The organism is uncultured Shewanella sp. (assembly GCF_947501665.1).
Classification (GTDB): domain Bacteria; phylum Pseudomonadota; class Gammaproteobacteria; order Enterobacterales; family Shewanellaceae; genus Shewanella.
Map to the genome: position 1 here is coordinate 12,919 of NZ_CANMWS010000041.1, position 23,666 is coordinate 36,584.

Sequence of the window (23,666 nt, forward strand, 5' to 3'; positions counted from 1 at the left end):
CGTTTACCTTAAGGATAATTTGAGGGATGAGAAAGATGATGAGAGTAATTAATCTTGCAATAATCATTGCTAGCATGATTTTTTTGGTGGGTCGTGTGATGGCAGAAGAAGTCATTATCAATAAGAACCTTACCATACATTACGAACAAGCAGGGAGTGGTGATACAACCATTATTTTTATTCCCGGTTGGATGATGTCATCGCAGGTTTTCGAGCATCAATTAGCTCATTTTAAAGGGTCAAAGCAGTATCGAGCCCTAGCTTATGATCCTCGTGGGCAAGGTCTGTCATCAAAATGGGTAGAGGGGCAAACTTATCAACAGCATGCTCGTGATTTGGCACAATTGATTCAAAAATTGGCTTTAAAAAAGGTTATTTTGGTGGGGTGGTCATATGGGGTCACTGAGCAACTTGCTTATATTAATCAATTTGGTATCGATAAGGTCAAGGCCATGATTATGATCGATACAGGCCCTAAAATAGCCGGAAACTCTCGTGATGAGTGGGTGTGGTATTTAAAGGATGATGCGGATGGCTATTCGCGCTCATTTACAGAAGGGATCATTGAACATCGAGCTCAAGTAATTGCAGAGTTTAGTCGGTGGATGCTTGAAGAGCCTACTTCAGATAGTGTCGCTTGGGTATCAAGTATTGCAGAGCAGACACCGAGTAGTGTTGCAGCATTGACCAATGGGACCGGCTTTTATCTTGATTACAGTGAAGATTTAAAAGCATTAGAAGGTAAAATACCATTATTGTATGTGGTAAGAGATGAAATGAAAGGGGTCGCAAGTCAATGGATCCAAGCAAATACCCCTTCCGCTACCGCCGTCTATATGGGTAAACATATGATGTTCTGGGAGCGGGCTAATGCATTTAACCATGCTATGGATACTTTTCTATCAAGTATTGATGGAAATATCTTTTGAAAACTTTTAATTATCTCTTTTTAAAGGAGATAAAATTTTCTCAGGAATACAAAGATTGATCATGATCGGCAGTTATCTGACTACCGATGTTGTGCTTTATGGGCAAACCTCAATAAATCCGTCACACTCAGGGCATTCAAATAGATCGTGTTTCATTCTTTGTTCCCAGTCATGGGCTGTGCATTGCATTGATACCATTTTACTTTTACGGATAAAGCATGCTGGGCAAGGGAAGCCACCTTCATAATACAGCTCTTTATAGTCTTTCAACGTATTGTCACTGATAGGAATTCCTGAACTTTCCATTGAATCTTTTTCGCTGTGTAAATTCTCTTTAAATTCCTTATACATGGTCTCTCCATATTCATGCAAGATCGAATGATGACGAGATAAGTATAGACAAGAATAATAGCTGTTAATTTATTGTGTAAATCAAAAGGGATTTTTTAATTTGTTTATTGAGTGTTCAATATGATGCGATGAAACACTGATGAGTTTATCAGTGAGGCGAAATGAATAACGTTGCACGACTATGAACAACAATGAACAACACTATGATGCTGTATATAAAAACAGTACTTGTTTAAATTAAGCTTTGCGCGCATTTTTAAACATGCTTTGTCGATTAATTAAGCTTGCAAATAAAATAAGGCGTTAAAAACAATATTTTATTTTGTATTTGTCTCATTGGCTGGTGAGGTTTTATTGAGCATTATGGTGCATTTTTAGTAGTGAGTGTGCGATGTAAAACGTAGCACTGTTTATTTATACAGTGCTACGTTTGGTTTTTTTGTATAGCCATACTGGATTTTGTTACTCGCTGGAAAGTTGTAAAGTCAGCAGGATATTGGAACACTTGGCTATAATTTTAGTTTTGTACTATTTTAGTTGGGTATTATTTTAGTTTTGTCCTTTATAAAGTGGGAACAGATTGTTATTGGCTCTTTTATTGATAATAGACGACTAGTCTTAATGGGATTATTCAGCTTGTGTTTGATGACTGCTGAGGCGCAACCTTGTCAGTCATTAGATACAATGCATTGGCTCAGCGGAGATTGGGAATATAAAGATGCTAAACAAGAGATACGTGAATACTGGTTAGTGGTTAGCTCCAATACCATGGAGGGACATGGCGTATCGATTTCCAATACTATGACAAGCCGTGAAACGTTAAGGATTGTGGTGATGTCCGGTGAAGTCTTCTATTTCGCGAAAGTAGCAAGTAATTCGCTACCGATTGCTTTTAAATTGACTCATTGTGAGAGTGATCGTCTTATATTTGAAAATAAACATCATGATTTCCCGCAAAAAATTATCTACCAGTTCATTAATCCTAATAAGATCACTGTTTTCGTTTCCGGTGAAGATAATAAGGGTTTTAAAGTCAATTACCAACGTCAACGTCGCTGAATAATATTTACTTAGATTGGTATTATAACAAGCATGACAGAAAAATCAGCACGTTCACATTATCCCACCTAAGCTTAGGCCTAATATAACAAGGAATATGTTAAGGAAAAGCAATGTCTTTTATGGGGAACAAAAGAGTAAAGGGGCTGAGGTTCACCAGCCTGTTAATTATGGTCTTGAGTGTTTCGGCTTGTGATAAGCAAATCTCCGCGCCAATAGCACCTGTTATTCGTCCGGTTAAACTTTTTACCGTTAAAATGAGCGAAGCGGGGGCCATTCGTCACTTCCCCGGGCGAGTTGAAGCGTCCCAACAAGCCGATTTGGCGTTTAGAGTCAGTGGTACGTTACATCATATAGCCGTGAAAGAAGGTGATATGGTGAGCCAAAATCAAATTTTAGCTGAGCTAGACGATACAGACTTTAAAATTGCAGTTCAAGATAAACAAGCCAGTTTTGATAAGACGCAGCGTAATTTCGAACGGGCCAAAGAGCTTATTACTTCGGGATATATTTCAAAAATGGACTATGACCGAATGGAGTCGGATGCTAAAAAAGATAAAGCGGCCTTGGTTAATGCTGAGCAACAGCTGGATTACACCCAATTAAGGGCACCTTTTTCGGGACAAATAGCCCGTCGGTTTGTGGATAACTTTGAAGAAGTGGCTGCGAAGGAGGCGATTTTTGCGCTACAAGGCGTGAATAGTTTAGATGTAGTGATTAATATTCCTGAATCTATTGTGCGTAATTTACAAGCCAGTGAAGTTGAGAATAGAAAGCAAGGGATGGCGGTTTATGCGGAATTTGAGGGCCAAAAAGAACATCATTTTCCATTGCAAACCAAAGAAATCGCCACTAAAGCAGATCCCGATACGCAAACGTTTCAAGTCCGCTTCACTATGCCTTCGCCTAAAGCGTTTACTGTATTGCCCGGCATGACAGTGAATGTGGTCATTGATTTTTCAAAGTTTACTCAATCAAAGCCTGTTTATTGGTTGCCAGCTTCTGCTGTAGTGGCTGATCCTGTATTGGACTCTCGTGTATGGGTATTGGATCCCGCAACCATGACAGTATCTTCTCAAGCAGTCAAAATAGGACGTATGAGAGGGGATGAAATACAAGTGACTCAAGGGGTAACTGCTAATGAGGAGGTGGTGGCTGTTGGTGCTACGTATTTAGCGGAGGGCATGAAAGTGTCACGCATGGCGCAAACGGAGCAAGCGGTGCCTCGTGAGGATGATACTCAGCCTCAATTTAGCCAAGGAGAATAATGGATGAATATTGGCGAGTATTCAGTGAATAATAAAGTGATCTCTTGGTTGCTTATTCTGGTGTTGTTAGTGGGGGGCATGATTGCGTTTAATAAAATGGGACGATTAGAAGATCCTGAATTTACCATTAAGTTGGCTAAAGTGATTACTTTATATCCCGGAGCAACGGCGCAAGAAGTGCAAGATGAAGTGACTTATCATATTGAAGATGCGATCCAAAAATTACCGCAAGTGAAGTGGATTAAAATGTCAGTCTCTCGTCCGGGACTTTCTGATATAACTATAGAGTTTAAAGATAAATTTAGACAAAAAGATTTTCCTAATATTTTTGATGAGTTACGCCGAAAAATAGCGGACGTCACGCCATTATTACCTTCTGGAGCACAAGCTCCTATGGTGATTGATGACTTTGGTGACGTCTATGGTGTATATGGCATTTTAACTGGTGCGGGTTATTCTTGGCGGGATCTATTTGATACCGCAGATAATGTCAAAAAACAGATGGTGCAAGTGCCTGGTGTGAGGAAAATTGTCATTGATGGCGAGCAAAAAGAAGTGGTGTATGTGGAGATCTCTCGCTCTCAACTGGGCGAGCTTGGTATTTCATTGCAACACATTGCCAGTATTTTAGCGTCGCAAAATGAGGTCATAGATGCGGGCAGTATTCGTGTTGGTGGGGATTATTTACGTATTAGTCCTACAGGTACGTTTCAGTCGGTGCAATCGATTGGGGATGTATTAATTAGTGCTAAAAATAAGAAATTGGTTTACCTCAAAGATATTGCCAAGATCACTCGCGCTTATGATGATGTGCCGAATAAGCTTTACTATGTAGATGGAGAGCCAGGTCTTGCCATTGGTGTGTCTATGTTACCAGGAGAAAATGTTGTTGAAGTGGGGAAACGGTTAAGTCAACGTTTTGAGGCGTTACAGTCCATTATTCCTATTGGTATGTCTTTTAAGCTGATTTATAACCAGCCCCAAGAGGTGGAAAAATCGGTAAGCGGTTTTATTGTCAGTGTGGGTCAAGCTGTAGCGATTGTGATTGTGGTGTTATTACTGTTTATGGGGTTACGGGTTGGCCTCATTATTGGCAGTGTGCTGCTTATTACCGTTGCGGGGACTTTATTTTTTATGGAGTTATTCTCGATTGACTTGCAAAGAATTTCTCTGGGTGCCCTTGTGATTGCGTTAGGTATGCTGGTGGATAATGCCATTGTTGTGGCAGAAGGTATGATGGTGAGGATGCAAAAAGGGCTTAGTGCGACTCAGGCTGCATCTGAAACCGTTGGTTCGACAATTTGGGCATTGCTTGGAGGAACATTGATTGGCATTTTAGCCTTTTCAGCCATTGGGTTATCCCCTGACTCAACGGGAGAATTTGCTGGCTCTCTATTTTATGTCATCTTGATTTCTTTGTCGTTATCTTGGTTAACGGCCATTAGTTCTACGCCATTATTGTGTGCTTTATTAATGAAAAAAGGTGAGGGATCAGCAACGGATAATGCACCTTATCAAGGTATTTTCTTCACCGGTTACCGTCAATTAGTCACTGCGGCGATTACCCATCGTTGGATAACGGTGGGCAGCGTGGTGGTATTATTTATTGCTGCAGTGATTGGGTTTGGATCGGTAAAGAGTGGTTTTTTTCCAGAATCCAATACGCCGATGTTTTTTATTGATGTATGGGAACCTGAAGGCAGTGATATTCGTCATACTCGAGATACTGTTTTAAAAATTAGCCAATATTTAAATAATTTACCGGAGGTGTTACAAACCAGCACTGTCATTGGCGGCGCTCATCAACGCTTTACTTTGGTCTATGACTCAAAAGAGCCTGCTGCTGCGTATGCTCAAATTATTGTACAAACAGAATCTCGAGAAGTCATTCCACAAGTATGGCAGCAAGTTGAAGATTTTATGCGGGAAAATACCTTATCTAATGATCCTATTATTAAGGCATTACGCATAGGGCCGGGTCGTGATGGTAAAATTGAAGCCAGATTCAGTGGACCTGATCCCAGTATCCTTAGAGAGTTGGCTGTTCAAGCGCAAGCGATTATGCGCAGTGATAATGAAGCGAAAGATATTCGAGATGATTGGCGTAATCCGGTTAAAGTGATCACGCCAGTTTTTAATGAACAAGTGGGACGGCAGCTTGGGATCACTCGTGAAGAATTATCTTTGGCATTGCAATATGCTGGGGAAGGTAATATTGCGGGAAAATACCGAGATAATAATCGTTCATTGCCGATAAAATTAAGGGCGACGGAAAATGAAAGGGGGGATGTGGCAAATTTACGTGATGTGCAAGTTTGGAGTCCCGTCTTGGAAAGGACCATTCCCGCATCTCAAGTCGTGAGTGAATACCAAACTCGCTGGGAAAATACGGTGCTGCGAGGGAGAAATCGCATTCAAACCATTATTGCCTCATGTAATCCAAAAGGAGAATTAACAGAGCCGTTATTTGCTCGCCTTAAACCTAAAATAGAGGCGATGCCATTACCGCCAGGTTATTATTTGGCTTGGGGAGGAGAATATGAGGATTCACAAAAAGCCCAAGCGGGATTAGCGGGGGCGTTGCCTGTGGGGTTTTTATTGATGATATTAACGTCGATATTATTGTTTGGACAATTGCGCCAGCCGCTTATTATTTGGTTGACAGTGCCATTGGCCATTATTGGGATCACAGCGGGGCTGTTGTCCACCGGCGGCGCATTTGATTTTATGTCAATATTGGGTGCTTTATCTTTAGTTGGGTTATTGATCAAAAATGCGATTGTATTAATTGATGAAATCGATCAGCAAATTCGCTCTGGAAAACCGGGATTACCCGCTATTATTGATTCATCATTGAGTCGTTTACGTCCAGTTGTATTGGCTGCTGCGACCACCATTTTAGGCATGATCCCGTTATTGCCAGATGTGTTTTTTGTTAATATGTCAATTACGATTATGGCGGGGCTCGGCTTTGCAACAGTATTGACTATGCTGGTGGTTCCCACACTTTATGCCATTTTCTTTAATATCAAATCAAATTAGTTTTATTACAAATAGCCCTAAAAGCCCTAAACATGCAAAATGAATGGAAGGATTTATCCTGAGCAAAGAAAAGGGTACACTGAATAAAACTGTACTCATTAATAACGAGGCTAATAATGGATATTCGACTGGCAAAACCTGATGATATCAATGCTTTTTTTCAGTATTTAGAAGCGCATTTATCCGATGATAGTGCAGGCGATACACATTTATTTCAGTCTCTATCCAGTGCCGAGTCCAATGTAACCACCTTGACTAAATCCCAGTTTTATCATGGTATTAAAAAGACCTTTGAAGAGACTGATTGGCGAAGACTTTGGTTAGCTTTTGAAGAGGGGCAAGTGGTTGGGCATATAGAAATTCGTGGTCATATACAAGCTTATACTCAGCATAGAGTCCTGTTAGGCATGGGGGTTGCCACTGAGCATCGACAAAAAGGATTAGGGAAATTGTTATTGGACACCTTAGTCACTTGGTTAATCCAGTTTCCTCAGATTGCCTATCTGGATTTATGGGTGCTCTCTCATAATCAAACTGCCATTAATTTATATGAAAAATATGGCTTTAGAGTGGGAGGTGAAATAGAGGATATGTTTCGAATTAATGAGCAGCCTTGTTCATATACCTTTATGTTTCGGCCATTGGCGTCTTCATCAGCGAGTAAAATTTAAAAGGGTATTGATGGCATAGTAAATTATGGTGCCGTAAACCATAGCACCGTAAATCATAGTGTCATTGAGGCATGGAGCAATCAAGGGCACCATTTTGGTATGTATATTTTCTTATAATCTTTGTCGGTTTTTACGGCATGAAATAATGCCTTTATTCTTTGTTTTAGCCTCTTTTATTACATAAAGGCTCTTATAGTAACACCTTCTAAGTTACTATTATAACGTGTTTATCTCGAAGGTCTCGAACGTAATTCAATCATTAAAGAAGAATAATTTTTTTAATGTTAATATTGGAACAATGCAAAGGAATGATAATGTAATGGTTAATGCAAATAAGCGTAATCAGCCTCATTCAACATCACAGGATTCAGTAGCGGATGAGATTGACTCCGAGGCTCCTCATATTCAGCCTGTACAATCTCACGTCATAGAAGGAGGAAGGACAAGGCTCCCAGCGGATAGACAAAAAAGGCCTCATACTTTATCTGCAGAAGATATCGTCGTCATTATTGCGATTGTTATAACGCTATTATTAGCACCAGTACTGACCATGTTATGGTCTTTAGAAAATCCTATCTTGGTCCCCCCGCCTATTATTGCTATTTTTTTGGGTATTGCTGTTGCATCTCTTTTGTACCGATTTTTAGGGGGCGTGTATAATGCGTCTTTCACAATAGGAGCATTAAAAGTGACTGGATCTGCAGCGATCCTTATTTTTGTTGCTTGGTGGGCGAATGAAGAATTAAAAGGGTTTATGCCAGCGGTTCCCACTAAGACTCCTGTATTTGACTTGAGCAAAGATGTGAGCCCGATGGCGGACACTTGGTATGCGGTGAGTACAGAAACAGGTAAGCCGGTATCATTAAATTTCCCTCATCACCATCAACAACATTTAGCGCCGTCATTTGCGGTTTTAAGTGATTTTAATCTTCATCGTCCACTGAATTTACATCAAAATGAGGGCAATTTGGTGGTCTCTGTTGATGATAATGCACAACATATTATGGGGACATTACCTCGCGTTGAGCTTAAGGAATTAGGTTTTTTTAATAAAGTGGACATGCGCTTAAGGCCTTTTGAAGTGGCGACTTTTGGTGCTAAGCAAGGGATTGATATGCATTCAAAACTGCCTTTTACTATTCACACCAATGGTTTTTCTGAAAATTACACTCGTTTTACTTTGAAATCAAGAAGTGATCAGGAAGTGATTTATGAGGACTCTATTTTGTTGCGGGGGGCTAAATTATTCCAATATCGAGATAAGTATTATTTTATCAGTGTGGTACAGGTGAATCATGCTCCAGAAGATATTGAACCCTATGCAAAAATATACCTTGCTGAGCTTGGGGTGAGTTATTTATAATTGCCCTATTAGCGATATCTGTTTCATGTTGTGAGTCAGAGAAAGTTGCTTTAATTGTCTGTAGATTGTGTCATTTATTTTATATTTTAAGGAAAACTATGTATTAGGGAAGTTGTCTTTGCAAAGGGATTGAAGTGACGTTACAAGGAGCTATTACGCAGATTATTCATTGCCATTGCTCTTTGTGTCGAAAATCCAGTGGTACCGCTTATGCGACGAATGGTTTTGTTCAACAATCTGACTTTCATGTGGTAAAAGGACATGAATGGATTGATTACTATGAAGTGACACCAGGAAAGAAACGTTATTTTTGTCGTCGTTGTGCCTCTCCTTTATACAGTGAAAACTTAGCTGATCCTAACCGCTATCGTTTACGTTTAGGGTTGTTAGACTCTTCGATTGATGAGCGTCCAGTGTCGCATAATTTTATTGATTCAAAAGCTTGTTGGGACAGCATTGAAACCTCTCTGCCTTGTTATAGCAAACATGAGCCTGGTCGATAATGTCGCGGTTATGGGAAATCCCATTTTAAAGTTTGTTGGGGCAGCATTGAAACCTCACTTCCTTGTTATAGCAAACATGAGCTTGATCGATAATGTCACGATTATCAGAAATCCTGTTAATGATTGAGGTTGTTCTTGAAAATGTGTGTTGAATGTGGTTCATCATCTTTGTTAGAGAAAAAATGACTCAAGATCGTAGTAGTGTGGTTGATAAGGGGGTATCGAAAGATATTCATTGGCCGGCAGTCGTTTGTTATCAAGGAGATGATGAACTGGTTTATCTTGCTAATAAAATGGATTGGTTGGTGTATTGTGATGAGGCGCCAATGCTAACTGAAGGAGACAAGCTTATTGATTCAAGTGGTCGCCTTTATGATATGACAGAGTATAATGGTCAATTATTTTTGCTTGATAGTGATGGGTTTATTTTGTTTGCTGAATTGTTATTATTAGTGAAAAAAAATGCGTGTTTAGTGCAGCAAGTATGCAGCGCCAAAATTGATGTGAGTCACTATGGACAACTGATTGATCTTGTTCGTGTTATTAATATCTCTTAAGTCATATCTTGTTTTCTATTCGTTATGATAAGTGGTTAAGTTACCTCCTTCTTTATATTCCTTTCCCTATTGCCGCTTTTATACCGTATGATAAATAGACGAAACATAATAACAGTGGATAAAAATGAAAAAAATCATTGAATATTTGCGTTTAATTTTATTTATGATTGGGGTATTGGTGGGGATCCAAGCGCCAAGTGTGGTGGATCAATACGGTAAACGTTTACAATCTCAATTAACGGAATCAAAATTAAGTTTAAGTGCTTTTCAAGGGGATGCGGATCGTTATTTTGGTGGCAGTATTGATAAACTGATTGCTTATTATCAAGGTAATGATGATCCAGTATTTAATGATGCAGGCAAGAATGTTGAGCAATTGATGCTTCGACAAATCGCATTATCAACCGCTTGGCAGCAATTTTCGGCAAATGAATATAGTCCTTATGTGCAATTCATCTTTGATCCCATGTCGGATATTAAAACCCAAGTGTTAGCCCAGTACACCTATTCTATTGTATTAAATAGTCAAGCGATTGTCATTGGCGTGATAGCTGGTGGCTTACTTGCAGCAGTGGCTGAATGTGTGTTAATGCTATTTTGGCAAATGTTGCGCTTAATGAGGAGAATGATATTTGGACCAGTACAAAGAAGACGATCTATTTAGTGTTCATGTGTAGTAGGGCATAAAGAGGTGAGTTAAAGGACCACAAAAGCGTTTGTGGTTCTTTGTATTGAATAGTCTAATGTGACTTAGTGATTTCTATATAAGGTTTACTCATATCGCCAGGTAAGAGAGTTGAGCAAATTAAACATTCAAGTTTACAGCATACCATTGCCCATCTCCTGAGCCACCGGAAACAGTATTAACACTGGTAATGAGGGTGTTGCCCATGTAGTAAGAGGTTTGGCTGTGGGCCTCATCCTGTACTCTGTCAAATTGATCGGCATATCCTGGACCCGCCATTTGTTTCAACTTTTCAAAGTTATTTTCCATGATTTCGAGTTTTTCTTTCTCACTTAAATCTTCGCTTGTTTTTTCCATGAAAAACATGTCTTTAAGAAGATCTAAAGCGTCTTGTTTTTGACTACCGCAAAAGATAACGTCGATGATTTTTTCAAAAATGTTGAGTTTAGTTGCTTTATCCATATCGCCATTTATTATGGCTTCTGCGCGATTTTTTCCGATGGAAATATCTGAAAATTCCTTCTTTTCGCCTTGTGGATAATCAATAAAACGTGATGTATTCAATGTTGCTGAAGCAAAAATAGTCATTTTGTTCTCTCTGTAAATTGAGTGATTGTCATGATCTTATGAGGAGGGAGAAGATCATAATCAATTAATTGGGTGGTTATTATTGATTAGGTTAGTAAGGGATGACTATCAATTTTTAACATTGCAGTGCGAAAGAGGTATGACCAGGTAGTCTAAAGTCGAGTATTGCTTCATGATAAAGAGTGGGGGAGTCGTCAAACCCCACTCCAAGTCGGATATTGGAGGCGATTTAATGCGTGTTCGGAGTGAGTCTACACATTAGTCTCAGAGCTCTTCTGCAACCCAAGCGCCAGAGGCTGATAAATCTTGACTGTTTTCAAAGCCACCACAAACGGCGTTGACCTTGGCAATGATCTGCCCGTCCACAATAAAAGTGGTGTTGCTGTCAACTTCATTTCGTTTGATTTGAAAAAGGCCACTATTACCCTCTCCAGCAAGATCTTTTAATTGTTTGAAGTTATGCTCCATGGCAATGACTTGCTTAGTTTGACTCATAGTGTCATGAGTAAAGTCGAGTTCGACCATGGCATCAATGACTTTCATGGCATTGTCTTTTTTACTGTCACAAAATAATCGGTCAAAGGATTTATCAAAGCAGCCGAGCTGAGTAACATTATCAATGTCTCCTTTGATAAAGGCGGTGAGCCGCTGTTTACCCAATGACACGTCTTTAGCATTTTGTTCAGAAGTGTCTAATTGGCTATGAGGAATAGTGACTTTAGGATGAATAAGAGAAAGAGTTGGCATAAATTTCCATTGCGTTAATACCCCTAAAACAGGGCAATATTACCGATTTATAAGGATGAGTTCAATTGCGCTAAATTTAATTTAACTTGTTGTTAAACAAGGTTGATTAATGTAATTATCATTATATTACGAATAAACCACTATCATTTTTATCGAGTATTTCTATAAAGTGGACAGACCTGAGTAAGGAGTGCTTTAGATTGTGTGAAGCTGACTGATTTGAGGATATTTTCAAGGGAAGCTGGTGACAGATCAGCTGCGGGAGTCATCCTTTTAAGAATAAAGTCTGCTTTGTGGCTATAATATAACCATCATAGTGATTAATAGTATTTCGTCGGTTATTGACTTTTGTTAAAATAGAGAAAATTATCGGAGAGATGTGTATATGTCAGTTTATGTTGTGGGCCATAAAATCCCAGATTCAGATTCTATCTGTGGGGCGATTGCTTTAACCTATTTAAGAAATCAGATTGGTGAAGATTCAATTGCGGCTCGTTTGGGGGAATTATCGCCAGAAACTGCTTTTATTTTAGATAAATTTGGTTTTGAAGCGCCGGAGCTTAAACTCAGTTATGCTGGCGAAGAAGTGTATATTGTTGATCATTCTGAAGTGACTCAGGCGCCTGATGATATTGCTGATGCGACAATTGTCGGCATTGTTGATCATCATAAATTAGGCGATCTCACCACGTCAACTCCGCTTGAATGTTGGATCCGTCCTGTGGGTTGCAGTAACACTATCATTAAAATGATGTATGATTTTCATAATGTTGTGATCCCAAAAGCCATAGCGGGTATCATGATGTGCGCTATTTTGAGTGATACAGTGATTTTTAAATCTCCCACTTGTACCACTGCAGATATCCGTTGCGTTGAAGCCTTAGCTGAAATTGCTGAAATTGAAGATTTTAAAGCTCTTGGCATGGAAATGTTTAAAGTGAAATCAGCGGTGGAAGGCACGCCTGTCCGTGATTTGGTTATGCGTGACTTTAAAGACTTTAATATGAATGGCCATAAAGTTGGTATTGGTCAACTTGAAGTTATCGACCTATCAGTATTTGATGATTTTAAAGCGGAACTAGAAGCGGATATTGCTGCCTTAAAAGTGGAAGGTGATCGCCATAGTGTTTTATTATTATTGACAGATATCATGAAAGAAGGTTCTGAGTTGTTAGTCAGTAGTGATGATGCAGGATTGATAGAGCAAGCCTATGGTAAAGGGTTGACTGATGGAAAGGTCTGGCTTGATGGTGTGCTGAGTCGTAAAAAACAGGTTGTCCCACCTTTGCAAGCCGTTTTTAGTTAAGCTGTTATTCATTCCACTTGATTTTATGCCAGTCATTGCTATTGACTGGCATTATTATTACGACTTTTTGAGCGTATCAGCTTGAGAACGTAATGCATCCAGTTTAGCTTGAGCTACGCCTAGCAAGGACTTTTTTGGATACTGTTCTTGAGAATGACGTTTTCCTAAAGGAGTACCTGTCAATAATTCAATCGCTTGGCCAACGTTTTTTATGGCCCAAATATGAAAGTGCCCTTTGTTAACGGCTTGAATGATATCTTTTCGCAACATTAGGTTTTGGATATTGGAATGAGGGATAATGACCCCTTGAGTGTGTTTGGCCCCTTTTATTTGGCACACATCAAAAAAGCCTTCAATTTTTTCATTCACGCCACCTATGGGCTGAGATTCACCAAACTGATTCATGGATCCGGTAATGGCAATATCTTGTCTTAGGGGGAGTTCAGAGATTGATGACAATATGCTACACAATTCAGCCATAGTGGCACTGTCGCCATCGACACCGCCATAGGATTGTTCAAAAGTGAGATGTGTCGACAGAGGAATTTTATCAGTTTTACCCAGTATGGAGGCAATAAAAGCGGTTAAAATCATGACGCCTTTTGAGTGAATACTGCCACTTAAGTCAACTTTTCTTTCAATATCAAATACTTTCCCTTCTCCAAACGATGTCGTTGCGGTGATCCTGCTTGGCGCCCCAAATAAGTATTCTGATGTCGACATAACGGATAGTGCATTGACTTGGCCTATGGCTTTGCCTTGGGTATCCAATAAGGTGGAACCGTTAATGAAGCTTTGCATGAATTCATCTTTAGCACGGCAAATTCGCAGTTCTTTATTCTGTAATGCTTGTTCAACATGGCTTGCTCGAATAAGAGTTGCTTTCATACTGCGCGCGCAGTAGTTGGCTTCTCTGAGTAAATTAGCGGTATCAACGGAGTGTAAAGACAGCTGGTTTTGATTATCAGCCTGTCTAGCACTAAATTCGATGATCCTTGCGATGGCGGCTCGATCGCAATGCAACATTTTATTACTATGGACAATGCTGGAAATAAATTGGGCATAATGATGTTCTGATTGAGATGTGCGAGGCATTCTATCTTCAAAGTCGGCGGTGACTTTAAATAACTCACAAAACTCAGGGTCAAATCGTTGTAGCAATTGATAAGTACGATGATCGCCAAATAAAATAATCTTGATGTTCAGTGGAATAGCTTCTGGATCCAGCGAAATAGCGCCTGATAAGGTCACTTCTTTTTCAAGAGAACTTAGACTCAACTTTTTTGAACGCAACGCACGCTTTAGGCCATCCCAAACATAGGGGTGCTCGAGCACTTTGACGGCATCGATCATCAATACGCCGCCATTGGCTTTATGTAAACTGCCTGCACGAATAAATGAAAAATCCGTGATAACGGTGCCTTTGTATGTGGCATTTTCTACATAGCCAAATAAAGTATGATAATTAGGGCTGTCTTCAACAATAATGGGTGGGGTCTTTTTTTCTTGTGATACGAGCACATTGACTTGGTATCGTCGAGGCATTTTCTTGCTCATTGCTGCGTAAGCTAACGCAATTTGTTCTTCATTCTCTTCCAGAAAAATATCGAGATTATCCAATATATCTTTTTGCATTGCCGTTAGGTATTGTTTGACTTGTGGCAAAGCATGGTATTTTTGAAGTAATTTCTGAAAACTGTGCGCTAACACATCAGCAGCGACTTGTTCATCGTGTTTTTGTTGTTGATCGGTATATTCTTCTTCCCAAACGGTAATTTTTCTGATTAATCCTCTTAGTTTCGCTTCAAGTTTACTGATGGCCGTCTGTAGTCGTTTTTGTTGAGTTTGGCTAAGTTGACTATAAGACTCTTCGGTATGGGGTTCATCCCCATTTAATGCAACAAGTTCATAATTTCCTTTGGCTGAAATACTTAAACTGACCCCGAGTTTTTTCGCGTCTTCTGTCAGCGTAATAATGGCGTGTTCTTGTTTTGATGCGAGTTGATTTTTCAGTTTATCGGCTCGAGAATAATACATTTCATTATCAAACGCTAATGGCAATGCCTTTAGCAATTTTTGCACTAATTTCTCAATGTCTTTTTTAAACTTAGGCCCCAGTTGAGAAGGTAAAATAAGTACGTTAGGTTGTCTTTCATCCTCGAAGTTCACGACATAGCACCAATCAAATAAAGGAGGGCGTTCGTTTTCTGGCAGGCTCTCTGGTAAATATTGTTTATTTAAATGGCGTAATATCATGGTTCGTTTGCCTAAGCCATTTCGACCTAATGCGTAAATATTATAGCCTTTTTCTTTCATCGATAGTGCAAATTCAACAGCTTGTTGAGCACGGGCTTGACCGACAATTTCATCTAAAGGGGGTAAGTGTTTTGTTGATGTGCATTTCACATCTAATTCATTAAGTTCAGAGCGACGATAAAGCTGCTCACTGCTGAGAGGGGTTATGGGCATAATGCATCCTCTTATGGCATGTTTTTTTCTACTCTATACGCTTAGTGATTTCATTTCTGCACTAATTGGTCATTTTTCAGTATTATTAATAAAAATAATGACTTTTAGGTTGTTTTTTGTACAGGTTGGGGGTTTTACCTGTGTTTCACAGTTACTGCACTGATTATGACTTTTAATTAAATCAATGGAAGATTTAAAGAAGAAGGAGAAGTATCGCGGCCACTGAATGTGGCCAAGATACTTGTTATTATTTTACTTTGTCATTACAGTTTTGGGTAATGGGGTTTGATATCGGTTGGAATACTGGCCATTTTTTGATTAATGTCAGCGACTTCATCAGCAAGTACGGCATATTGGGTTAAAAAAGCGTTAGCGGCTTGGTAATCACCGAGTGCTTGGATCATGGTGACTTCTTTGACAAGATCGCGAATGGCCATTTCTAATTCAACAAAATTAACATGATAGGTTTGTGTTTGTTTATCGAAAGTAAAAGCTTGCTTTTCTTTAAAGAAATTATATTGAAATGCTGCGCCAGCGCCATGGGCTTCATGGACACCAAATCGCATTGAGCGGAACAGCCCAGCAAAATAAGTGACTAACATATTCTGACGTTCGGCATTAGGGAGCTCGCCTTTATCCATTAAGAATAGCATGTTATAGGCGCCCATAACATCAGCTTTGCCTTCTTCTATTTTAGAATAGGTTTCTTTTAATTGTTCACTAACACTGGTTTGTTGTCCATTAAGTGTGATGTTACCAGGACCTAACCCATGAGACAGCTCATGAAATAAGGTTTCATTGAAGAAGTACTTTTCCATTAACAAAGGCTGTTGTGCTTTATTGATAATGAGTGAAGAGATGGGCTGCATAATGGCTTGGTATTTAGCATTAAGTACATTTTTGAGCATGACCTTTTTGCTTCCCTTTATTTCTCTGACATACTCGTCATTGGGAAGGTTAAAAGCTACGGTTTGTACACCCGGTTTGTTATCACCGCCGCCAGCAACTTGATCAACTACTGAAATGGGGGATTCAGCGCCGCGTTGTAGGTTTTTGTACTCGTCTTGGATCGGAAGGTTTAACTCCATCTGCGTTAAATATTTTTTATAGACAGCCAGTTTTGCACTGTCTTCAGGATTTCTAACGGTAATGAATGCTTCAAAAAATGTCTTATACCCAAATAGTTTATCTGTGTATGTTTCATAAGGGCCGATAGCGACTTCAAGGCTGCCATTAAGGTCCATCCAAGCCATTTCTGAGTCGCGATATTGATCATTTAAAAAGGCATCGGCACGTTTTAATAAAAATATGCGTAAACTTTTATCTTGCGTTAAGGCTGCCGCTTCTTGCATTAATTTCGCCGCAGCTTGAAGCTCTTTGGCATAATACTGGCTGTAGGGGATGGCTTTGAGTTTATCTGCATCTCTAACAATGACCGTGTAGCCACTTTTAAAGGCGGTTTCATCTTCTGGATGGCTTGCAATCCATTGGTTAAACTCATCTCGAGTCATATCAACTGGGTAAACACCTGCTCCGTCAGGTCGCTTCACTTGGCCAAAGAAAGGTTTATCTGCTTCTAATGTATCCCAAGGGCCATAATGTAGATCATATAATGCGAGCAAGGCTTGTTGATGAGGACTTGTTGAATCTTGAATAGTTTGGCGGATTTTGGGGTTATCTTCATAAGTTTGCTTTAAATAGATGATGTCTAGAATATCAGCGACTTGAATAAGTTTCTTGAGGACTTGGATATCTTGATCGGAGACCGTTGACAAATCGGCTTGCATGTCGATATCAACAAAGCGATCGAGCATATGCTGGTAGTTTTGGGCCATTTGCGTATAAGGGGCTTCAGTACTGGTAGGATCTTCTGGTTTCGAGCAACCATTTAATAGGCCAATCATGACAAGTGAAATCAGTGTAGGTTTGATCAAGGGGAGCTCTCCATTTTCATTGTAGTTGTTTACATATAACGAGAGTAATCTACATCTTGTCGCAGTAATAATAAAGTTAATCTGTGCGTATTTTGCACGGATAAGGTTTGTTTGCTGTGTTTTTAGCTTTTTAATGCTTACTTTTGTTACTTTTTGGTTATTACATGAGGTTTTTGATTTATATTGGGTTTCTATTGTGTGATTATTAGTGGTGTCCGTTTTGTTGTAAAGAAGGTGTGGAAAGTGAGTCAGAGCTTAGATATTCACTCGGTGATTAAGCCATTAGAAAAAGAAGATTTTAGTGCTGTTATTGCATTAGGTAATCGCGTCCATGGTGCAGGTTATTTGACGCCATCCAGTTTGATGTGTATGCGAAATATGGGGATTAAGGCTGGGGTTAATGCCAGTTTTGTATTGTATCAAGGAGAGGCATTGGCCGGATTTAGATTAACTTATGCGCCTGAACAATGGCAAGTGGATCAATGGTGTTCGCCAAAGCAGTGGGGGATCCCCGTGAAAGATTTATGTTATTTCAAATGTAATACCATCGCACCGCAATTTCAGGGGCAAGGTGGTGGTGGCCAGTTATTAACAGCGGCTATTCAGGCCGTTAAAAAACAAGGTGGCTTGGGCGGGATCAGCCATCTTTGGCAGCAAAGCCCGAATAATGCTGCAGTGAAGTATTTTACGAAAGCTGGCGGGGAATTGGTTGCAATCCATTCGAAGCGATGGAGCGATCCTGTGGAATATGCCGACTATGAGTGTGTGTTATGTGGCTCACCCTGTGAATGCAGTGCATGTGAAATGATATTGCGATTTGGATCATAGTCTACTTTATTCATTGTTGGAGTTATCGTTTTATGTCGATGCATCATGTTAATTTTGATCCGCTTGTTCAGTCTTTTCCTTCTCATTTGGGGGCGCCCGATTCTTATTGGGCTAGCAGACAGGCATTACCCGCTTTGTGCTCAAGTTTATCAGGGACACTGCAAACTGAGGTGGCCATCATAGGTGGCGGGTATTCTGGATTATTGACGGCTTATTATTTAGCCAATCAATTTAATATTGATTGTTGTGTATTAGAAGCCAATCAAGTGGGCTTTGGTGCTAGTGCGCGTAATGCAGGGTTTGTATTAAAAGGCTCTGGGCGTTTAGGTTATCAGCAAATGGCGAAGCGCTGGGATTTGGATACGGCAAAAGGCATTTATCGAGAATTCAGTGATGCCGTGTCTCGAGTTGATGGGCTTATTCAAGATAATCATATTGATTGTGAGCCCCAACAAAAGGGCTATCTCAAAATTGCGCATAATGAAAAGGCCATGGCACAACTGACGAGTGCAGCAGGTTTTATTCGAGATCATTTGGGTGAAGATGCGGCGTTTATTTCTCGTGAACAATTATCGACTGAGCTGATGGACCATCAACAAGCTTATGGTGCCCTAAGATTAAAAGATGGCTTTGGCGTTAATCCTTTAAAATTATTATTAGGCTATAAAAAGCTTGTACAAAATCAACATGTCCCTATTTACGAAAAGACTTGTGTCACCCAATGGATTGAAGAATTTGGGAAACACAGGTTAGTGACTGAGGCTGGAGAGGTGCTGGCGAAGAAAGTGGTGACCTTAGGAAATGCCTACACACCTAAAAGGTTTAATGAGCGTGTCGATAATCATTTTTTACCGATCTTAAGTCAGATATTTGTGACTGAGCCCTTAACTCAGGAGCAGTTAGCCTTGTCAGGATTGAAGACCAATCAAGTCACAATGGATACCCGTATTTTAAAATACTATTACCGATTGTTGCCAGATAATCGATTATTGTTTGGTGGAAGAGGGGCTATTTACGGTAAAGATGCTCATAAGCCACAGTATTTACAACGTTTACACTTAGCGATGTTGCAATGTTTTCCCAGTCTTTCATCTATTAATATTGCTTATAATTGGACGGGATGGATAGCAGCAGCTATGGATGATATGCCTCATGTTTATGCCAGTAATGGCGTGGGTTACAGTTTAGGTTATTGCGGGGCTGGGGTGTCTTTTAGTGCGCAGGCCGCTTTTCGATTGGCTCAACAAATAGCAGGTGAAAGTGTGCCTGATTTGCCATTATACACACAAGCCTTACCGGCTTTTCCTTTCCCTAGGGCAAGAAGGGCGGGTCAGTGGGCGTATTATCATTATGCTTGGTTAAAAGATAAGTGTGGGTAAAGGTCATTTCAAATTGTGTATTAAATAGCCTATAATGGGGTGGAATTTAAGCAGGGAATGATTGTATATTGAGGTTGGTATTGGTTTATTATTTGAATGAGGTGTTATGTTATGGTGTCAAAAAAACTAGATAAAATGCTGAAAAAACATGATAAATTAATTCATTCACAAGACATGAAAATTATGAGCCATACCCAAAGAGAAAAGGAAGAGTGGGTCCAACATACATTGATGGCCGAAGGATGTGAAACGCCTTTTAAGTTCCGCCGTACTCAACAATATAAAAGTTTAACGGGGGCGCGGGTCAATTTGACCTATTATAGTGATGTAGAGCAAGTGGCGGGTTTTGATATTGATATTTTTAAAATCGTTCGTATAAAGAGATCATGAATACAGTATTTTGAAGTTAATTATCATTATTGTCTTAAACTAAAAAACCTGTCTGTGACAGGTTTTTTTATATGAGTGATTCATATTATTTTATGGGATCAAACATTAAGCGTTCATTAATGCCAATGTGTTATCGAGCATGCGATTGCTAAAGCCCCATTCATTGTCATACCATGCCATGACTTTCACAAGACGACCACTTACGCGGGTTTGTGTGGCATCAAAGTTAGATGAATAAGGGTTATGGTTAAAATCGATAGACACTAACGGCTCATGATTAACAGCCAGTACTTCACTGAGAGGTGAACTTTGTGCGGCTTTTTCAATAATAGCGTTAATCTCTTCAACGCTTGTATCACGTGCAGCGATAAAGGACAGATCCACTAAAGAAACATTAATCGTTGGCACGCGAACGGCTAGTCCATCAAACTTTCCTTTTAATTCTGGTACAACTAAACCAACAGCCGCTGCTGCGCCGGTTTGTGTTGGGATCATCGAAGCTGCAGCTGCGCGAGCGCGGCGAAGATCGGTATGATAGACATCAGAAAGACGTTGATCATTAGTGTAAGCGTGAATGGTTGTCATCAAACCTGATTCAATACCAATTTCATCATTGAGTGGTTTAGCAAAAGGTGCCAAGCAGTTAGTCGTACAAGAAGCATTTGAAATGACGGTCATATCAGAAGTGATGATATCGTTATTGACACCATAAACAACAGTCGCATCAACATTTTTACCTGGAGCCGAAATAATGACTTTTTTTGCACCTGCGTTTAAATGAGGCTGAACGGCTTCTTTAGATGTGAAAATACCAGTACATTCATAAACAACGTCAACGTTGAGTTCTGCCCAAGGGAGGTTCGCCGGATCGCGTTCTTGGAAAGTCGCTATTTTATCTTCATTGATAAAAATAGCATTGTCTGAATGTTCAACTTTTGCATTGAAACGCCCATGAACAGAATCATACTTGGTTAAATGCGCATTAATTGACGCATCACCGAGATCATTGATAGCAACGATTTGGATAGGGTAATCTTTTTCACTTTCATAAAGTGCACGTAAAATATTGCGACCGATACGGCCATAGCCATTTATTGCAACGCGGATAGTCATTCGATATCCCTCAAGTCATGTTTAATTCGAAATTAGTTGTAAAATTACCAAACTGACAGAAATCGTCAAGTTTTATCGGCTTATTTCCGCATATTTGCGCGAAAAAGACGATTTTTTATTACATTGAGCACATTTTTTGCATTTTTATTAGAACAAGGAAAGAAGATAAGCTGCTTATGATCACCATTGAAAGTTATCAGGCCCTTGCTAATAAGTTTAGTTGGTTGAGACTAGATTAAAGCGTATTTTGTTTATGTTTGCCCTGTTTAAGATCAATAAAAGGGATAGGAATAGAATTAACTGGCGTAGAAAATGAGAGTGGATAGCAATGCGCTGGTACTGAGTTGCCTTTAAAATAGGGGGATGTGGCATGAAATTTAGCCGATCAGGCTTAATTGTACTTATTCAAGCACAATAAAATGGCTTTTTTTATTTTTATTAAATGAAAGAAAAAGGCGTAATGGTGTATTTAAAGCCGAGATTTTTACTTGAAAATGAATAAATGATGTAAACATTACAACATTCGGCGTAAAAGAGGTTTTATTATTCATTTATTTCTAATTAAATTACATGTTTACTAAAATCCTTCGACTAGAAAGCAAAGGTGATTTTCATTACAATAAGGCCGTTTTTACATGAATAATCTTCTTTCTTTTTGTTACTCAAAGAGTTCTGTTTTTAGCAGAGATATGAGATCAAGGATTTATAAATGAGCGCTGATAAACACCTACAAAGTTGGCAAGAACGTTTTGAAATGGCTGAGGCGATGCAGCCTTTGTTAGGAAAATTATACCGTAACCAAGGTGTTGAAGTGGTTGTCTATGGTAAGCCGTTATTAAATGCTTCGACCATTGATATTATTAAAGCGCACCGTTTAGTCCGCCATCATGTGGGTGAAAAATTGCGCTTACGAGAGAGCCTGCCTTTTATTGAAGCACTGACTCGATTAGCAGTGAAGCAATGTAAAGTGGATATTGGTAAAGTGGCAGTGAATTATTGGCGCGAACACTCTGATGAGACTCAAATTGATGCTTATATGAGTGATGTCTTGGCTCCTGCGATTAATGAAGAGCATGATGATGAAGCAAAAGATGTCGTGCTTTACGGATTTGGTCGTATTGGTCGCTTGTTAGCCCGCTTATTGATTGAAAGAAGTGGTGTGAGTAATAAACTAAGATTACGCGCGATAGTGTTACGTGGTGGTCGTAAAGGTGATCTAGAGAAGCGTGCCAGTTTACTTCGCCGAGATTCTGTACATGGTCCGTTCAATGGCTCAGTGTCGGTTGATGAAGAAAATAATGCGATTATTGCTAACGGAACCTATATTCAGATCATTAATGCGAATTCTCCAGATGAAATTGATTATACTCAGTACGGTATTGAAGATGCACTTATTGTTGACAATACTGGGATTTGGAAAGATGAAGCAGGATTAGGTTTACATCTCAAATCGAAAGGGGCTGCAAAAGTCTTATTAACGGCACCCGCAAAAGGAAAAATTAAGAATATTGTTTATGGTGTTAATGAAGGCGATATTTTGTCTGAAGATACCATTATTTCTGCAGCGAGTTGTACAACGAATGCCATTACGCCAGTATTAAAGGCGGTGAATGATGAATACGGTATTGTTAATGGTCATGTAGAAACGATTCATTCTTATACTAATGATCAAAACTTAATTGATAATTATCATAAAGCTGATAGGCGCGGGCGCAGTGCTCCTTTGAATATGGTGATTACGGAAACGGGCGCTGCGAAGGCAGTTGCTAAAGCATTACCTGTGTTAGAAGGTAAGTTAACGGGGAATGCGATAAGGGTACCCACTCCCAATGTGTCAATGGCGATTATTAGTTTAAATCTCAATATTGATACCGATAAAGCTGATATCAATGACTACTTGCGCAATAAAGCCCTACACTCTGATCTGCAAAATCAAATAGACTTTACAGAGTCCACCGAAATTGTGTCGAGCGATCTTGTTGGCTCTCGTTTTGCTGGTGTATTGGATTCTCAAGCAACTATTGCAGATGGAAAGCGTGCTATTTTATATGTTTGGTATGACAATGAGTTTGGCTATAGCTGCCAAGTTGTCGGTGTGATGCAAAAAATGTTGGAGTTGAATTACCAATCTTTGCCTCAACTGTAAAGTCTACATGGTTTTTAAGATATCTTGAGTGATTATTGAACGCCTCATTCTATGGAGGCGTTTTATATTTAATCGAAAAAATCAAATAAACAACAACTTGGTTGATTTGGCAGCAAACAGAAGCGGAAAAACCGTTTGTTGATTGACTCTGAAAAACAAATCGGTAGAATGCCATCCCGTACTCAAGAGCAAACGAAGTAAAACACGCTGTGATGATAGGTCAGGCGAAAAGATTCTTACTAAGTTAGACGAATGAGACAGTGCGACATTAGCTCAGTTGGTAGAGCGATACCTTGCCAAGGTATAGGTCATCGGTTCGAACCCGATATGTCGCTCCA

The 23,666-nt window shown here is 39.6% G+C and carries 20 protein-coding genes and 1 tRNA gene; 15 read left to right on the forward strand and 6 right to left on the reverse strand.

The features are described from left to right. Positions 1-35 precede the first annotated feature (35 nt). Entirely contained in the window at positions 36-929 is an 894-nt protein-coding gene (locus Q0976_RS22365) for an alpha/beta hydrolase (protein ID WP_299496713.1), read from the forward strand. Positions 930-1,025: 96 nt separating this feature from the next. Here Q0976_RS22365 and Q0976_RS22370 read toward each other — a convergent pair whose 3' ends face one another. Continuing rightward, complete coding sequence (locus Q0976_RS22370) at positions 1,026-1,280, reverse strand: hypothetical protein (protein ID WP_299496715.1); 255 nt, start codon at positions 1,278-1,280, stop codon at positions 1,026-1,028. A 621-nt stretch (positions 1,281-1,901) separates the two neighbouring features. Here Q0976_RS22370 and Q0976_RS22375 point away from each other — a divergent pair. From Q0976_RS22375 to Q0976_RS22410, 8 genes are all read left to right on the forward strand, one after another. Further along, entirely contained in the window at positions 1,902-2,339 is a 438-nt protein-coding gene (locus Q0976_RS22375) for a DUF6265 family protein (RefSeq protein ID WP_299496717.1), read from the forward strand. Positions 2,340-2,452: 113 nt separating this feature from the next. Further along, entirely contained in the window at positions 2,453-3,607 is a 1,155-nt protein-coding gene (locus Q0976_RS22380) for an efflux RND transporter periplasmic adaptor subunit (protein WP_299496719.1), read from the forward strand. A gap of 3 nt (positions 3,608-3,610) precedes the next feature. Beyond that, positions 3,611-6,649, forward strand: a complete 3,039-nt coding sequence (locus tag Q0976_RS22385) for an efflux RND transporter permease subunit (RefSeq protein WP_299496720.1) — start codon at positions 3,611-3,613, stop codon at positions 6,647-6,649. Positions 6,650-6,765: 116 nt separating this feature from the next. Continuing rightward, entirely contained in the window at positions 6,766-7,320 is a 555-nt protein-coding gene (locus Q0976_RS22390) for a GNAT family N-acetyltransferase (RefSeq protein WP_299496722.1), read from the forward strand. Between the two features lie 319 nt (positions 7,321-7,639). Then, positions 7,640-8,683, forward strand: a complete 1,044-nt coding sequence (locus Q0976_RS22395) for a hypothetical protein (protein WP_299496724.1) — start codon at positions 7,640-7,642, stop codon at positions 8,681-8,683. Positions 8,684-8,811: 128 nt separating this feature from the next. After that, on the forward strand, positions 8,812-9,186 hold the full coding sequence (locus tag Q0976_RS22400) for a GFA family protein (protein WP_299496752.1): 375 nt from the start codon (positions 8,812-8,814) through the stop codon (positions 9,184-9,186). Between the two features lie 152 nt (positions 9,187-9,338). Continuing rightward, on the forward strand, positions 9,339-9,743 hold the full coding sequence (locus tag Q0976_RS22405; RefSeq protein WP_299496726.1) for a DUF4144 family protein: 405 nt from the start codon (positions 9,339-9,341) through the stop codon (positions 9,741-9,743). Between the two features lie 124 nt (positions 9,744-9,867). Continuing rightward, positions 9,868-10,407: a DUF2937 family protein gene (locus tag Q0976_RS22410; protein ID WP_299496729.1), complete on the forward strand. Its 540-nt coding sequence runs from the start codon at positions 9,868-9,870 to the stop codon at positions 10,405-10,407. Between the two features lie 141 nt (positions 10,408-10,548). Here the strand turns inward: Q0976_RS22410 and Q0976_RS22415 are convergent, their stop codons facing one another. Together Q0976_RS22415 and Q0976_RS22420 are read right to left on the reverse strand one after the other, a co-directional pair. Beyond that, positions 10,549-11,016 carry a hypothetical protein gene (locus tag Q0976_RS22415; protein ID WP_299496732.1) on the reverse strand — a complete coding sequence of 156 codons (468 nt, stop codon included), beginning with the start codon at positions 11,014-11,016 and terminating at the stop codon, positions 10,549-10,551. Positions 11,017-11,280: 264 nt separating this feature from the next. Further along, positions 11,281-11,763, reverse strand: coding sequence for a hypothetical protein (locus Q0976_RS22420; protein WP_299496734.1), 483 nt, complete (start codon positions 11,761-11,763; stop codon positions 11,281-11,283). Positions 11,764-12,148: 385 nt separating this feature from the next. Between Q0976_RS22420 and Q0976_RS22425 the strand changes: the two genes are divergently transcribed. Next, entirely contained in the window at positions 12,149-13,069 is a 921-nt protein-coding gene (locus tag Q0976_RS22425; RefSeq protein ID WP_299496736.1) for a manganese-dependent inorganic pyrophosphatase, read from the forward strand. 57 nt (positions 13,070-13,126) lie between these two features. On the opposite strand, the gene Q0976_RS22430 is transcribed toward Q0976_RS22425, so the two are convergent. Both Q0976_RS22430 and Q0976_RS22435 read right to left on the reverse strand, forming a co-directional pair. Then, positions 13,127-15,538 carry an AAA family ATPase gene (locus Q0976_RS22430; RefSeq protein ID WP_299496738.1) on the reverse strand — a complete coding sequence of 804 codons (2,412 nt, stop codon included), beginning with the start codon at positions 15,536-15,538 and terminating at the stop codon, positions 13,127-13,129. A 263-nt stretch (positions 15,539-15,801) separates the two neighbouring features. Beyond that, the gene (locus Q0976_RS22435) at positions 15,802-17,472 is read right to left on the reverse strand and encodes a hypothetical protein (RefSeq protein WP_299496740.1); all 1,671 of its coding nucleotides are present in this window, start codon (positions 17,470-17,472) and stop codon (positions 15,802-15,804) included. 243 nt (positions 17,473-17,715) lie between these two features. On the opposite strand from Q0976_RS22435, the gene Q0976_RS22440 reads away from it, so the two are divergent. From Q0976_RS22440 to Q0976_RS22450, 3 genes are all read left to right on the forward strand, one after another. Continuing rightward, positions 17,716-18,300 carry a GNAT family N-acetyltransferase gene (locus Q0976_RS22440; RefSeq protein ID WP_299496742.1) on the forward strand — a complete coding sequence of 195 codons (585 nt, stop codon included), beginning with the start codon at positions 17,716-17,718 and terminating at the stop codon, positions 18,298-18,300. A 32-nt stretch (positions 18,301-18,332) separates the two neighbouring features. Then, the gene (locus Q0976_RS22445) at positions 18,333-19,679 is read left to right on the forward strand and encodes an FAD-binding oxidoreductase (protein ID WP_299496744.1); all 1,347 of its coding nucleotides are present in this window, start codon (positions 18,333-18,335) and stop codon (positions 19,677-19,679) included. 114 nt (positions 19,680-19,793) lie between these two features. Continuing rightward, on the forward strand, positions 19,794-20,069 hold the full coding sequence (locus Q0976_RS22450; RefSeq protein ID WP_299496754.1) for a hypothetical protein: 276 nt from the start codon (positions 19,794-19,796) through the stop codon (positions 20,067-20,069). Between the two features lie 105 nt (positions 20,070-20,174). Here the strand turns inward: Q0976_RS22450 and gap are convergent, their stop codons facing one another. Continuing rightward, the gene (gene gap / locus Q0976_RS22455) at positions 20,175-21,182 is read right to left on the reverse strand and encodes a type I glyceraldehyde-3-phosphate dehydrogenase (RefSeq protein WP_299496746.1); all 1,008 of its coding nucleotides are present in this window, start codon (positions 21,180-21,182) and stop codon (positions 20,175-20,177) included. Positions 21,183-21,891: 709 nt separating this feature from the next. On the opposite strand from gap, the gene Q0976_RS22460 reads away from it, so the two are divergent. Both Q0976_RS22460 and Q0976_RS22465 read left to right on the forward strand, forming a co-directional pair. Next, positions 21,892-23,328, forward strand: coding sequence for a glyceraldehyde-3-phosphate dehydrogenase (locus Q0976_RS22460; RefSeq protein WP_299496748.1), 1,437 nt, complete (start codon positions 21,892-21,894; stop codon positions 23,326-23,328). A 262-nt stretch (positions 23,329-23,590) separates the two neighbouring features. Continuing rightward, positions 23,591-23,666 (forward strand) — tRNA-Gly (locus tag Q0976_RS22465).